The following is a 14,444-nucleotide window of genomic DNA, read 5'->3' on the forward strand; positions in this document are numbered from 1 at the left end:
GCCGATGATAGTGCTGCAACCAGTGTGAAAGTAGGTTATCGTCAGGCTTGTTATATGAAAAAACCCCGCATGCGCGGGGTTTTTTTTCGTCCATTGCTTTCTGCTGCGGTATCAGATGCCCCAGATAATGCTTTCGCCTTCGGCCTTGGCCGAGCGCAGCATTTCCATCAAGGGGAAGGCACGCTGCGAGAAATGGACTTTTTGCGCGCGCGCGTGCTCGCCCGATTCGCCGTCTTCCAGGGTTTCCGGGGTATGCACATCGTGTTCGATGTCGTTTTCCGGATGCAGCCTGGTCTCGGCGACTTCTTTTTCCAACAATTCCAGCGCATGGCCGGCTTCGGCCGGCGTGATGACGCCGCGCGTCGGGCTCTTGTGCAGGATGTCGAGGATGCGCTGCGCATGTTCCTGGTACATCAGCACTTCAGGGGACGATTTGGATTTGAATGAGATCAACATAATAGGCTTTCTGAATTCTTGTTGTTAGTCATGAAACCATATCACGACTTGGATTTTTCCACAGGGCGTCTGCAAGCCGGATAGCAACATGTGTTGGACAGGACACTTATTTACAAGGGCACAGGCCACAGCTTTAAGTCCGCGCTAAGCAATATAAGTAAATTACTGCAGTTTGACCGAGTCCATGAAGGTCTCGATATTTTCGCGCGACAACTTGCTTTCCTGCCCCACGATGACGATCTGGAAGATGCGCTTGTCCAGCGCCACGAAGCGTCCCACCAGCAAGACTGGCTTGCCATTCTGCGACCCCGTCGCTTCGATGCTCAGACTGCTTTTCTGGCGCGTGCCGGCCGGCGTGCTGCTGGCGGCGACTGCTGATTTTTCGCTGCGCACCGTGCCCTTGATATTGTTGAGCAAGGCTGTTTTCATCGCAGGCAAGGCGGCTTGCGCCTGTTCGGCGCTGGCCAGCGTTGCGCTGCCGATGGCAAAAGTGTTGCCTTCAGCTTCGCTGGCGGTCATGGTCAGGCTGACTTTCTTGCCATCGAGATTGATCTCGCGCGTCAGCACGGACGGCTTGCCCGGAAACAGCGCTGTAAACTGCGCGTCGGGACTGCGATAGTCACGCCAGTCGAATTGGGGGCTGCACGCGGATAACAGCAAGGTGATGGCAAGCATGCCCAGCGCAGTGGCGAATGATGTTTTTTTCATCAGCCGATGGTAGCAGTGCTGCCGGCCGTATGCAATCGCGCACGTTGGCAGTTCTAGGTCTCTCGCAGCACGCGCCGGTACTGGATGGCCTCGGCAATATGAGCGTGTGCAATGGTCGCGCTGCCGGCCAGGTCGGCAATGCTGCGCGCCACGCGCAAGACCCGGTGGTAGGTGCGCGCGGACCAGTGCAGGCGCAGCATGGCGCCATGCAGCAGCTGCTCGCCGGCCTGGTCAAGCTGGCAGTGCAGGGCAATTTCATTATTGCCGAGGCGATGGTTGGCCTTACCCTGGCGCGCCAGTTGAACGGCGAACGCGGCCGACACGCGCGCCGCGATCGCTGCCGTGCTTTCGCCGGGTTTGGCCTGCGCGCCGAGCAGTGCGGGCGGCATGGCGGCCACCTCGATCTGCAGGTCAATACGGTCGAGCAGCGGACCGGACAGGCGGCTGTGATAGCGCAGCACGGCATCCGGCGTGCAGCGGCAGCGGCCGGACGCGTGTCCCAGATAGCCGCAGGGGCAGGGATTCATGGCGGCGATCAGTTGAAACCTTGCCGGAAACTCGGCTTGCCTGGCGGCACGCGAGATGGTGATCAGGCCCGATTCCATCGGCTGGCGCAGCACGTCCAGTACCCGGCGGTCGAATTCGGCGATTTCATCGAGAAACAGCACGCCGCAATGGGCCAGTGAAATTTCACCGGGACGCGGCACATTGCCGCCACCGACCAGGGCCACGCCGGACGCCGTCTGATGGGGCGCCCGGTAAGGTCGCCGCTTCCAGTTTTCCACCTTGAAGCTGCCGCCCAGCGAATGCACGGCCGCCGATTCCAGCGCTTCGTCGTCACTCATCGGTGGCAGGATGCCGGGAAAACGGCTGGCCAGCATGGTCTTGCCGGCGCCTGGCGGACCCACCATCAGCAGGCTGTGGCCACCGGCGGCGGCCACTTCGAGGGCGCGCCGCGCATGCTGTTGTCCTTGCACGTCCGCAAAGTCGGGATAGGAAAAATCGGCTTGCGGCAGGGCTGGCTGGTGCCGCTGCAGCGCCGCGCACTGGTCGCGCGCCGCAAAATGGGCACACACTTCCAGCAGGCTGTGCGCTGGAAAAATGCTGGCGTCGGCCACCAGTGCCGCTTCATCGGCATTCGCCTGCGGCAGGATAAAGGAACGCGGCGTACCGCTCTTGCTGCGCTGCATGGCAAACGTCATGGCCAGCGCGCCACGGATGGGGCGCAGCTGGCCCGACAGGGACAGCTCGCCGGCAAATTCATAGCGATGCAGCTGTTCTCCCGGCAGCTGGCCGGAGGCGGCCAGGATGCCGAGGGCAATCGGCAGGTCGAAGCGGCCGGATTCTTTCGGCAAATCCGCCGGTGCCAGGTTGGCCGTGATGCGCCGGGCGGGCATGTCGAAACCGCAGTTCTGCAGGGCGGCCCGTACGCGGTCGCGCGATTCCTTGACTTCCGTATCGGGCAGGCCGACAACGGTAAACGACGGCAGGCCATTGGCCAGGTGAACTTCAACGTTCACCTCGGGGGCTTCCATGCCGGCCAGCGCGCGGCTTTTCAGGACTGCCAGGCTCATCTGATCTCCCGTACCGCAGGCGCGGACTCGATCAGTCTAGCCGGTGATCCGGCATGGCGTTTGAGATGCGCCAGCAAGAACGCATCCCGGCAAACCTGAAATTACAGCGTTTTGCCCTCGTTCAGGCGCGCTTCCAGTTCGATGACGCGCAGTTCCAGCGCGTCCAGCTTGGCGCGTGTCTTGGCCAGCACTTGCGTCTGGATATCGAATTCCTCGCGCGTGACCAGGTCCAGGCGGGCGAAGCCCTGCGTCATCATCGACTTCACGTTCTTTTCGATGTCCTTGGCCGGCGAGTTTTCAATGGCCTGGTGGATCTTGCCTTGTAAATCGTTAAAGAAAGTATTCATGTCCATGGTATGTCCTTAGTGGTACTGCATATGCATCGCACCATTGCGGTGCACGTCAGCTTTAATGTGGTGCGAATATGGGCGCTTCATCACGTCTTTGCCGTCCAGTGCCGCATTTTCAGCGGCTTTCAGAGTATGTATGGACAGAAATACAGCTGACAAGGTGGCAATCTGGCTGGCACGTATTCTGCTAAAGAGTAGATGAACGCTTTGTGATCGCCAGACCAGATTTTAAACCTCAACCGCTTTAAAAGTTCAATAAAAGGGAACCGCCATGAAGAATCTGTCCAAGAACATGACTGTAGCAGCTGCGTTGGCATTTGCCGTGTCCGCTTTGTGCGGAAGCGCAATGGCCCAGGAAACTGCCGCAGTACCTGCTGTTGCCGAAGCCGTGCCAGATAACGTCGTGAGCTACAACGTGGCGCTGACCACTGACTACCGTTTCCGTGGTGTATCACAAAGCCGTCTGAAGCCAGCCGTCAGCGGGGGTGCCGACTACACCAATAACCCGACCGGCCTGTATGTGGGTACCTGGTTGTCGAGCATCAAATGGATCAAGGATGGCGGCGGCGACACCAATATCGAGTGGGATGTCTATGCTGGCAAACGTGGCGAAATCAAGAACGGTTTTACCTATGACGTAGGCGGCCTGTACTACTTCTACCCATCGAATGGCCTGAGCACCAACGCCAATACTTTCGAAGTGTATGGACAGATCGGCTTCGGTCCTGTCTACGCCAAATACTCGCACGCCACCACCAACCTGTTCGGCGTGCCTGACAGCAAAAACAGCGGCTACTGGGATCTGGGCGCCAATGTGGAAGTCCAGGATGGCTACATGTTCAACGTGCACGTGGGCCGCCAGAACGTGGAACACAACAAGACCGCCAGCTATACCGATTACAAGATCGGAGTGACCAAGGACTTCGGCATGGCCACGGTCGCCCTGGCCGCAGTCAAGGCCAATATCGATGCCTTCGCGCCGAATGGCAAGAACCTGGCGAAAACCGGCCTGGTACTGACTGTTTCCAAAACTTTTTAAGCGAGACTGCCATGAAAATGATTACCGCAATCATTAAACCGTTCAAGCTGGACGAGGTGCGCGAAGCCTTGTCGGCTATCAATGTGCAAGGCATTACGGTCACGGAAGTGAAGGGTTTTGGCCGTCAGAAAGGCCACACGGAACTGTACCGTGGCGCCGAGTATGTGGTCGATTTCCTGCCAAAAACCAAGATCGAAGCCGCCGTCGATGACGCCATCGTCGACCAGGCCATCGAAGCGATCGAGGGTGCCGCGCGTACCGGTAAAATCGGCGATGGCAAGATTTTCGTGACCACGTTGGAACAAGTCATCCGCATCCGCACCGGCGAAACCGGCAACGAAGCGCTCTAAGGGGAATATTGATGCGTAAAAATATAACAAAATTATTAGCTGGGGTTGCCTGTCTGTTTGCATTTGGCGTGTCAGCGCCAAGCTTTGCCGATGCACCGAAACCGGAAGCTGCTGCCGCTACCACGGCCGCCGTCGCCACGCCGGAAGTCGCACCATTGGCCGTGCCCGCTGCCGCGCCAGCGCCGGCTGCTGCTGAAGTTGCCGCGCCGGCCGCCGCCGCACCTGCCGCCGCCGCACCCGCACCGGTCCCCAACAAGGGCGACACCGGTTTCATGATGGTCTGCGCCATCCTGGTGATCCTGATGACGATACCTGGCCTGGCCCTGTTCTACGGTGGCCTGGTCCGTTCCAAGAACATGCTGTCGGTACTGATGCAAGTGTTCATGGTGTTTTCGCTGGTGGTCGTGCTGTGGTGCATCTATGGCTACTCGCTGGCGTTCACTGAAGGCAACGCGTTCTACGGTACCTTTGCCCGCGCTTTCCTGAACGGCATCTGGGATCCTGCCACCGGCACGTTTGCCGTCGCCGCTACCTTCAGCAAGGGCGTGGTCATTCCTGAATTCGTCTTCGTCGCCTTCCAGGGCACGTTTGCCGCCATTACCTGCGCACTGATCGTCGGCGCCTTTGCCGAGCGCGCCAAGTTCTCCGCCGTGCTGGCTTTCGTTGTGCTGTGGTTCACGTTTGCCTACCTGCCAGCGGCCCACATGGTGTGGTTCTGGACCGGCCCTGACCTGATTACCGATGCTGCCACCGCCGCTTCGGAAGCGGCCAAAGCCGGCTGGATCTGGCAAAAAGGCGCGCTGGACTTTGCCGGCGGCACCGTGGTGCACATCAACGCCGCTGTGGCCGGCCTGGTTGGCGCGATCATGATTGGCAAACGCGTCGGTTACGGCCGTGAATCGATGGCGCCACACTCGCTGACGATGACCATGGTTGGCGCATCCCTGCTGTGGGTGGGCTGGTTCGGTTTCAATGCCGGTTCCTCGATGGAAGCTGGCGACCTGGCTGCCCTGGCGTTCGTCAACACCATGCTGGCCACCGCTGCCGCCACGCTGTCGTGGGTCTTCGGCGAATGGATTACCAAAGGCAAGCCTTCGATGCTGGGCGGCGCTTCCGGCGCGGTTGCCGGCCTGGTAGCGATCACCCCTGCGGCCGGTTTTGTCGGCCCGATGGGCGGCCTGGTCATCGGTCTGCTGGCCGGTATCGTCTGCCTGTGGGGCGTGACGGGCCTGAAACGCCTGATCGGCGCCGATGATTCGCTCGACGTGTTCGGCGTGCATGGCGTGGGCGGCATCCTGGGTGCCATCCTGACCGGAGTGTTTGCTGCGCCACAACTGGGCGGCCAGGGCATCTTCGACTATGTCACCAACAAGATCTCGACCGATCCGTATTCGATCGGCCATCAGGTCTGGGTCCAGGCGCAAGCGGTCGGCACCACCATTATCTGGTCGGCTGTGGTGTCCGTGATCGCCTACAAACTGGTCGATATCGTCATCGGCCTGCGCGTACCGGAAGAAGAAGAGCGCGAAGGCCTGGACATCACGAGCCACGGCGAGCAGGCCTATCACAACTGATACATGATGTTCTGAGTTTGTTTTGCCGGAAAGGCGCCTCATCGAGGCGCCTTTTTTTCGTCCAGGGAATGGAAAAGGTCTTTAAAACAAGGCTTTCGCCCCGATTTGGGATACTTACACGGTAATATAGTCGGCAGTTCTGTGTGCTTTTCTGAATATTGCACATATTTTAAGGATGTAACTATGGTTCCCCATCTCGTCACGGCCCTGACCGGACCGCTGCTCGACCTCGAAAAAAAGATTCTGGCCGCGACGCCGGCCATTGAGCGCTGGTTCCGCATGGAGTGGCAGGAGCATACGCCACCGTTCTATTGCTCGGTCGACCTGCGCAACGCCGGCTACAAGCTGGCGCCTGTCGACACCAATCTGTTCCCCGGCGGCTTTCACAACCTGGCCACGGAAATGCTGCCGCTGTCGGTGCAGGCCGCGATGGCCGCGATCGACAAGTATTGCCCGGACGCCCGCAACCTGCTGATCGTGCCGGAATTGCACAACACCACGCCGCAGTACCTGCAGAACGTGGCGCGCCTGATGCAGATCTTCCGCCAGACGGGCCTGCATGTGCGCTTCGGCTCCTGGTCGCCGGAGATCACCCAGCCGACGCCGCTGGCCCTGCCGGATGGCAATATGCTGGTGATCGAGCCGCTGGTGCGCCTGAACAATGGGCGCCGCCTGGGGCTGAAGGATTTCGATCCGTGCACCATCCTGCTGAACAACGATTTGTCGGACGGCATTCCCGACATCCTGCAGAATATCCATGAACAGAGCCTGCTGCCGCCCCTGCATGCGGGCTGGGCCCTGCGCCGCAAGAGCAACCACTACACGGCCTACGACGAAGTGGTGAAAAAATTCGGCAAGATGATCGATGTCGATCCATGGATGCTGAACCCGTTCCATGCCAAGTGCAGCGACGTCAATTTCCAGGAAGGCGAGGGCGAAGATGCGCTGGCCGCCAGCGTCGACGTGCTGCTGGCCAAGATCCGCAAGAAGTACAAGGAATATGGCATCAAGGAAAAGCCGTTCGTGATCGTCAAGCCCGACGCGGGCACGTACGGCACCGGCATCATGACGGTGCGCGACGCCAGCGAAGTGCGCGACCTGTCGCGCAAGCAGCGCGACAAGATGTCGATCGTCAAGGATGGCCAGCTGGTCACCGACGTGATCATCCAGGAAGGCGTGCCCACCTTTGAAAGCATCAAGGATGCGGTGGCCGAGCCGGTGGTCTACATGATCGACCGCTATGTGGTGGGCGGCTTCTACCGCGTGCATGCGGAGAAGGGCGTGGACCAGAACCTGAACGCGCCCGGCTCGCAGTATGTGCCGCTGGCGTTTGCCCAGCAGCATGCGGTGCCGGACCTGAAGGCCAAGCCGGGCACGGCCGCGCCGAACCGCTTCTATGTGTATGGCGTGGTGGCGCGCCTGGCCCTCCTGGCCGCGTCGCTGGAAATGGAACGCACGGACCCGAATCCCGAAGTGTACTGACAGGGTTCGCCGGACGCCGGGCGCGGTGGAAACCCCGCCCGGCGATCTCGGCTAGAATCAAGCCTTCTTATTCCCGCATTCCGACTGGACCGACTCATGAAAATCGCATTCCTTGCCGACCCGCTGGCAGGCTTCAAGACCTACAAGGACTCCACCTTCGCCATGATGCGCGAAGCAGCGCGCCGCGGCCACGCGATTTACGCGTTCGAGCAGAAGGACATGGCGCTGGAAGAGGGCATCGTCACGGCGCAGGTAAGCCACATCACGCTGACCGGCGACGAGCACGACTGGTACAAGATCGAATCGACCGAGGAGGTGCGCCTGTCCACCTTCGACGCCATTATCGAGCGCAAGGATCCGCCGTTCGACATGGAATATGTGTACGGCACCTACCTGCTGGAACTGGCGGAAAAGCAGGGCGCACGCGTCTTCAACAAGGCCTCGGCGATTCGCGACAACAATGAAAAGCTGGCGATCGCGCAGTTCTCGGAATTTACCTCGCCGACGCTGGTGACATCGAGCGAAGCGCGCCTGCGCGCCTTCCACGCCAAGCACCAGGACGTGATCTTCAAGCCGCTCGACGGCATGGGCGGCACCGGCATCTTCCGCGTCAGGATGGACGCGCTGAACCTGGGCGCCATCATCGAGACGCTGACCAACAATGGCGCGCAAACCATCATGGCGCAGCGCTTTATCGCCGATATCGACAAGGGCGACAAGCGCATCCTGGTGATCGGTGGCAAGCCGGTACCGTATTGCCTGGCGCGCATCCCGCAAAACGGCGAAGTGCGCGGCAACCTGGCCGCCGGCGGCAAGGGCGTGGCGCAGCCATTGACGGCGCGCGACCTGGAAATCGCCGAAAAGCTGGGGCCGATCCTGGCGGGACGTGGCCTGATGCTGGTAGGATTGGACGTGATCGGCGACTACCTGACCGAGGTCAATGTGACCAGCCCGACCTGCTTCCAAGAAATTGCACAGCAGACCGGTTTTGACGTGGCCGCCATGTTTGTCGATGCCGTCGAGCACGGTGTTGCGCAAGCCAACACGCAGCAAGCGTAAAGGGTATTGCATATGGTAGGGATTTTGCTCATGACACACGCACCGCTGGGACAGGCTTTCATTGCCGCCTGCGCGCACGTGTTTCGTGGACCGACCGAGCGTTTTGAAGCGATCGACGTGCTGGCCGACCAGGACCTGGGCGAAGTGCAGAAGCTGGCTTCGGCCGCCATCTGCCGCCTCGACGACGGCTCCGGCGTGCTGGTAATTACCGATGTCAAGGGCGGTACGCCGTCGAACTGCTGCAACAAGCTGGCCGACGCGGGCCGCGTGGAAGTGATCGCCGGCATCAGCCTGCCGATGCTGCTGCGCGCCATCACGTACCGGCGTGACACGCTTGACGTGGTGGTGGAGATGGCGCTGGCCGGTGCGCAAAGCGGCGCCGTGCGCGTCGACAACCGCATCCGCGTGGGCGAATAAGGCATGCCATGGCCGCCGCCCTGACGGCGGCGCAGGGTTTTTTTCAGGGATAGAGACTAGATAAAAATGATACAAAAAGAACTCGAGATCATCAACAAGCTGGGCCTGCACGCGCGTGCCTCGGCGAAATTTACCCAGATGGCCGCCCGCTACAAGAGCGATGTCTGGCTGACCCGCAACGCGCGCCGCATCAACGCCAAGTCCATCATGGGCGTGATGATGCTGGCCGCCGGCAAGGGTGCGAAAGTAACCCTGGAAGCGGACGGCGCCGATGAACAGGCGTGCGTCGATGCCCTGACCGCCCTGATCAACGACAGGTTTGGCGAAGGCGAGTAATGTCCGCCGAACGCAGCCGCAGCCGCTTTCCCACAGGTCATCCCATGGCTTCTTTCACGCTCCACGGCATCCCGGTTTCGCGCGGCATCGCGATCGGCCGCGCGCACCTGCTGGCGCCGGCCGCGCTGGATGTCAAGCATTACCTGGTGGCCCAGGAGCAGATCGAAGCCGAAGTGCTGCGCCTGCAAAACGCGATCGCCGCCGTCCACAAGGAATTGCAGACGCTGTGGAACGAGCTGCCGAAAGACGCCCCCACCGAGCTGGGCGCGTTTATCGACGTGCATGCGCTGATCCTGTCGGACCCGATGATTTCCGAAGCGCCGCTCGACATCATCCGTTCGCGCCACTACAACGCCGAATGGGCGCTGCTGACGCAGATCGATGAACTGTCGGCCCAGTTCGACGAGATCGAAGATCCCTACCTGCGCGAGCGCAAGGCCGATATCCAGCAGGTGGCCGAACGCGTGCTGAAAGTCCTGCTGGGCACCGAGCAGCTGCTGCCCAAGGCCGCCGGCGAAGACGAATTCACGGCGCAGATGATCGTGGTGGCGCACGATATTTCGCCGGCCGACATGCTGCAGTTCCGCGACCGCTCGTTTATCGGCTTTATCACCGACGTGGGCGGGCAAAACTCGCATACGGCGATCGTCGCGCGCAGCCTCGATATTCCGGCGGCCGTCGGCATGTCGCAGGCCTCGATGCTGATCGAGCAGGACGACTGGCTGATCATCGACGGCGACGCCGGCGTGGTGATCGCCAATCCGAGCCCGCTGGTGCTGGAACAGTACCGCGAGCGCCAGGTGGCGATGCAGCGCGCGCGCAAAAAACTCGGCAAGCTGAAAAAGACGCCGGCCGTCACCAGGTGCGGCACCGCCGTCACCCTGCTGGCCAATATCGAACTGCCCGACGACTGCCCGTTTGCGCTCGAATCCGGCGCGGTCGGCGTGGGCCTGTTCCGCTCCGAATTCCTGTTCATGGGCCGCGCCCACAAGATTCCGTCCGAGGACGAACAGTTCGAGGCCTACCGCAGGACCGTGATGTCGATGAAGGGCAAGGTGGTCACCATCCGCACGCTCGACATCGGCGCCGACAAGCCGCTCGACCAGTCCGACCATACGGCGCTCAATCCGGCGCTGGGCCTGCGCGCGATCCGCTACTGCCTGGCCGAGCCGCAGCTGTTCCTGACGCAGCTGCGCGCGATTTTGCGTGCTTCGGCCTACGGCAAGGTGCGCATCCTGATCCCGATGCTGGCGCACGCGTTCGAGATCGACCAGTCGCTGGCGATGATCGCGCAGGCCAAGGCGGCCCTGCGCGAAGAGGGCATCAAGTTCGACGACGCCGTCGAAGTGGGCGCCATGATCGAGATTCCGGCCGCCGCGCTGGCGCTGCCGATGTTCGTCAAACGCCTCGATTTCCTGTCGATCGGCACCAACGACCTGATCCAGTACACGCTGGCGATCGACCGCGTCGACTACGAAGTGGCGCACCTGTACAACCCGCTGCATCCGGCCGTGCTGCAGCTGATCTCGATGACGATCGCGGCCGGCCACAAGGCGGGCATCGACGTCGCGGTGTGTGGCGAAATGGCCGGCGACGTCAAGCTCACGCGCCTGCTGCTGGGCCTGGGCCTGCGCGAGTTCTCCATGCATCCGGCCCAGCTGCTGGCCGTCAAGCAGGAGATCCTCAACAGCGACCTGGCGCTGATTGCACCACAAATGCGCAAAATTATGCGTTCGATGGAGCCAAATGTGATCGCCGAAGCTGTCGAGCAACTGCAGCTGATGTAAACTGTCGTTTCAACACCAGCAGGACGCATTGCGCGCGGCAAGATGCGTCCTGTTGAAGCTGCGGAGCCTTTCATCGCGACTCCGCATCGATCATGGCCCGTGGGGCCGCCCCCCTAGATAAACCGACACACCATGTCATCCATTGGAATCGTATCGCCGCAAACCATGTATTTTGCGCAACCCCTGCAGCTGCAAAGCGGAGCATCGCTGCTGGACTATATGTTGATGTATGAAACCTACGGCACGCTGAACGCCGACAAATCGAACGCGGTGCTGGTCTGCCACGCCCTGAACGCCTCGCACCACGTGGCCGGCGTGTACGCCGACGACCCGAAAAGCACGGGCTGGTGGGACAATATGGTCGGTCCCGGCAAACCGCTCGACACCAACCAGTTCTTCGTCATTGGCGTCAACAACCTGGGCTCATGCTTCGGCTCGACCGGCCCGATGCACACCAATCCGGCCACCGGCAAGCCATATGGCGCCTCGTTCCCGGTGGTGACGGTGGAAGACTGGGTCAGCGCGCAGGCGCGCCTGGCCGACGAGCTGGGCATCACCCAGTTTGCCGCCGTGATGGGCGGCTCGCTGGGCGGCATGCAGGCGCTGGCCTGGAGCATCATGTACCCGGACCGGCTGCGCCACTGCGTGGTGATCGCCTCGACGGCCAAGCTGTCGGCGCAGAATATCGCCTTCAATGACGTGGCGCGCCAGGCGATCCTGTCCGATCCCGACTACCGCGGCGGCGATTTTTATGAATACGGCGTGGTGCCGAAGAACGGCCTGCGCGTGGCGCGCATGGTCGGCCATATCACCTATCTGTCGAACGACGACATGGCCGAAAAGTTCGGCCGCAAGCTGCGCGACGCGGCGCAGACGGGCGACTACAAGTTCGGCTTCGGCATCGACTTCGAGATCGAATCGTATTTGCGCTACCAGGGCGATAAGTTCTCCGAATACTTTGACGCCAATACCTATCTGCTGATTACCAAGGCGCTCGATTACTTCGACCCGGCGCGCGCGCACGGCGGCAGCCTGGCCAAGGCGCTGGCCGGCACCAAAGCCAAATTCTTCCTCGCCTCGTTTTCCACCGACTGGCGTTTTTCGCCCGAGCGCAGCCGCGAAATCGTCGAGGCGCTGGTGTGCAACCGGCGCCAGGTGACGTATGCCGAAATCGATGCGCCGCATGGCCACGACGCCTTCTTGCTGGAAGACGCGCGCTATATGAACATGGTGCGCGCCTATTTCGGCCAGGTCAGCAACGATATCGCCGCCGGCCGCCCCGCAGCCGTACCAACTGCCACCGTGCGCCAGGGCGCAAAGGAGACCGCATGACTTTCGAAGAACTGAGCGCGCTGCGCCCCGACCTGGCCTTTATCGCCCACTGGGTGCCTGACCAGGCCCACGTGCTGGACGTCGGCTGCGGCGACGGCGTGATGCTCGAATACCTGCAAAGCAGCGGCAAGGGCTGCAGCGGCTATGGCATCGAGATCGCCGACGACAAGGTGCTGGCCAGCACCCGCCGCGGCGTCAACGTGGTGCAGCAGGATATGGAAAAAGGCCTGGCCATTTTCGGCGACAACAGCTTCGACACGGTGCTGTGCCTGTCGTCCTTGCAGATGATGAAGCAGGTCGAGCCGCTGCTGCGCGATATCGTGCGCGTGGGAACGGAAGCGATCGTCTCGTTCCCGAATTTTGCCTACTGGCCGCACCGCGTGTCGCTGCTCAAGGGCCGCATGCCGGTGTCGAAATCGCTGCCGTATCAGTGGTACGACACCCCCAACGTGCGCTGCGCCACCATCAACGACTTCCGCGAACTGGCCGAGGAATGCGGCCTGGAAGTGATCGATTGCGTGGCGCTGGCCGAAGGCAGGATCGTCTCCGTGCTGCCGAACCTGCGCGGCGACCTGGCCGTGTTCCGTCTTCGCAAGAAGAAGGTGCATTGAAACCCTGCACGCGTGTTGGGATAGTGCAATATGGCGGGCGGCCTGTATGCTAATGTATAACATTGTTTCATGGAGAACCGCCAAATGACGCACCACCCCAACTCGTTCAAACGTTTTACTCTCGCCGCCAGCCTGTGTGCGGCCGCCGTGCTGGCACCGCTGCCGGCGATGTCGCAACAGGCCGTAGTCCAGGACGGCATCAAGGTACGCCCGCTGTCGACCTCGCGCATCTTTGCCGGCGGTGTCGATTTCAATGAACAGTCGAAGCTGCAGTATGCGCAGCTGGTCAACGAAGCGAAGGCCAAGAACGCGCTGGTGCCCGACAGCGATCCGCAGGTCAGGCGCCTGCGCGCCATCGCCCAGCGCATCATTCCGTTCGCCACGCGCTGGAACGAGGCGGCCGCCAACTGGAACTGGCAGATCAACCTGCTCAATTCGGACCAGGTCAACGCCTTCTGCATGCCGGGCGGGCAGATTGCCTTCTACAGCGGCATCATCACCAAGCTCAATCTCACCGACGATGAAGTGGCCGTCGTGATGGGCCATGAAATTTCGCACGCGCTGCGCGAACATTCGCAGGCGCAGGCCGGCAAGGGCAACCTGGCCGCCGTCGGCTCGAAACTGGTCGGCGCCGGCCTGTCGGCCTGGCTGGGCGTGGACCCGAACATCACCGGTACCGCCACCAATATGGCGGCGCAGGGCGTGATGCTCAAATTCTCGCGCGACGACGAGCGCGAGGCCGACCTGATCGGCATGGACCTGGCCGCGCGCGCCGGTTTCGACCCGCGCGCCGGCGTGATCCTGTGGCAGAAAATGGCGGCGCTGAACAAGGGCGCGCCGCCCGAGTTCCTGTCGACCCACCCGTCGGGCAAGGACCGCATCGCGCAGATGAACAGCCATATGGCGCAGGTGCTGCCGCTGTACGCGCGCACCAAAGGCGTGTCCGTCAGCGAGTTGCCAGCATATCGCAGCAACGCCGTCGCTGCGCGTTAAGCCATGGCCGCGACACCACTGCCCATGCGCGACGGCGTGGCGGCCAGCTATCTGTGGCTGCCCGAAGGGCAGTGGCCCGACATGCTGTCGTTCCTGGTGGCGCGCTATCCGCAGATCAGCGCCGCGCAATGGCAGGACCGCATGGCGCGCGGCGAGGTAGTCAACGGAGATGGCCAGGCGCTGTCGCCAGCGAGTCCCTTCCGGCGCGGCATGCGCATTTTTTATTACCGCGAGCTTGAGCGCGAGACACCGATTCCGTTCCAGGAACAGATCCTGTTCGAAGACGAACACCTGGTGGTGGCCGACAAGCCGCACTTCCTGCCGATGACGCCGGGCGGGCGCTTCGTGCACGAGACCTTGCTGACGCGCCTGAAGA

General features: G+C 61.6%; 15 protein-coding genes and 1 pseudogene. 12 read left to right on the forward strand and 4 right to left on the reverse strand.

Annotated features, from left to right (window positions below):
- Positions 1-111: 111 nt before the first annotated feature.
- From RTQ46_RS26450 to RTQ46_RS26465, 4 genes are all read right to left on the reverse strand, one after another.
- The gene (locus RTQ46_RS26450) at positions 112-456 is read right to left on the reverse strand and encodes a DUF1840 domain-containing protein (protein WP_312440586.1); all 345 of its coding nucleotides are present in this window, start codon (positions 454-456) and stop codon (positions 112-114) included.
- 162 nt (positions 457-618) lie between these two features.
- Positions 619-1,164, reverse strand: coding sequence for a hypothetical protein (locus tag RTQ46_RS26455; protein ID WP_312440588.1), 546 nt, complete (start codon positions 1,162-1,164; stop codon positions 619-621).
- A gap of 53 nt (positions 1,165-1,217) precedes the next feature.
- Positions 1,218-2,738, reverse strand: coding sequence for a YifB family Mg chelatase-like AAA ATPase (locus tag RTQ46_RS26460; protein WP_312440590.1), 1,521 nt, complete (start codon positions 2,736-2,738; stop codon positions 1,218-1,220).
- Between the two features lie 101 nt (positions 2,739-2,839).
- Positions 2,840-3,091, reverse strand: coding sequence for an accessory factor UbiK family protein (locus RTQ46_RS26465; RefSeq protein ID WP_312440591.1), 252 nt, complete (start codon positions 3,089-3,091; stop codon positions 2,840-2,842).
- A gap of 268 nt (positions 3,092-3,359) precedes the next feature.
- Here RTQ46_RS26465 and RTQ46_RS26470 point away from each other — a divergent pair, with 268 nt between their 5' ends.
- From RTQ46_RS26470 to RTQ46_RS26525, 12 genes and pseudogenes are all read left to right on the forward strand, one after another.
- Positions 3,360-4,127 (forward strand): TorF family putative porin, encoded by a 768-nt coding sequence (locus RTQ46_RS26470; protein WP_312440592.1) that lies wholly within the window; start codon positions 3,360-3,362, stop codon positions 4,125-4,127.
- Positions 4,128-4,138: 11 nt separating this feature from the next.
- The gene (locus tag RTQ46_RS26475; protein ID WP_065308187.1) at positions 4,139-4,477 is read left to right on the forward strand and encodes a P-II family nitrogen regulator; all 339 of its coding nucleotides are present in this window, start codon (positions 4,139-4,141) and stop codon (positions 4,475-4,477) included.
- A gap of 11 nt (positions 4,478-4,488) precedes the next feature.
- Entirely contained in the window at positions 4,489-6,051 is a 1,563-nt protein-coding gene (locus tag RTQ46_RS26480) for an ammonium transporter (protein ID WP_312440593.1), read from the forward strand.
- A 183-nt stretch (positions 6,052-6,234) separates the two neighbouring features.
- Entirely contained in the window at positions 6,235-7,533 is a 1,299-nt protein-coding gene (gshA, locus tag RTQ46_RS26485; RefSeq protein ID WP_312440594.1) for a glutamate--cysteine ligase, read from the forward strand.
- 96 nt (positions 7,534-7,629) lie between these two features.
- Positions 7,630-8,592, forward strand: coding sequence for a glutathione synthase (gene gshB, locus RTQ46_RS26490; RefSeq protein WP_312440595.1), 963 nt, complete (start codon positions 7,630-7,632; stop codon positions 8,590-8,592).
- Between the two features lie 12 nt (positions 8,593-8,604).
- Positions 8,605-9,009, forward strand: coding sequence for a PTS fructose transporter subunit IIA (locus RTQ46_RS26495; protein ID WP_312440596.1), 405 nt, complete (start codon positions 8,605-8,607; stop codon positions 9,007-9,009).
- 66 nt (positions 9,010-9,075) lie between these two features.
- Entirely contained in the window at positions 9,076-9,345 is a 270-nt protein-coding gene (locus tag RTQ46_RS26500) for an HPr family phosphocarrier protein (protein ID WP_312440597.1), read from the forward strand.
- 44 nt (positions 9,346-9,389) lie between these two features.
- Entirely contained in the window at positions 9,390-11,132 is a 1,743-nt protein-coding gene (ptsP, locus tag RTQ46_RS26505; RefSeq protein WP_312440598.1) for a phosphoenolpyruvate--protein phosphotransferase, read from the forward strand.
- Positions 11,133-11,264: 132 nt separating this feature from the next.
- Positions 11,265-12,464, forward strand: a complete 1,200-nt coding sequence (locus RTQ46_RS26510; protein ID WP_312440599.1) for a homoserine O-acetyltransferase — start codon at positions 11,265-11,267, stop codon at positions 12,462-12,464.
- Entirely contained in the window at positions 12,461-13,075 is a 615-nt protein-coding gene (gene metW / locus RTQ46_RS26515) for a methionine biosynthesis protein MetW (RefSeq protein WP_312440600.1), read from the forward strand. The genes RTQ46_RS26510 and metW overlap by 4 nt, the downstream gene beginning before the upstream one ends.
- Before the next feature lie 84 nt (positions 13,076-13,159).
- Positions 13,160-14,068: a M48 family metallopeptidase gene (locus RTQ46_RS26520; protein WP_312440601.1), complete on the forward strand. Its 909-nt coding sequence runs from the start codon at positions 13,160-13,162 to the stop codon at positions 14,066-14,068.
- A gap of 3 nt (positions 14,069-14,071) precedes the next feature.
- A pseudogene (locus tag RTQ46_RS26525) lies at positions 14,072-14,444 on the forward strand (pseudouridine synthase); the annotation flags it as partial.

Source organism: Janthinobacterium sp., from assembly GCF_031995485.1.
Taxonomy (GTDB): Bacteria; Pseudomonadota; Gammaproteobacteria; order Burkholderiales; family Burkholderiaceae_D; genus Janthinobacterium.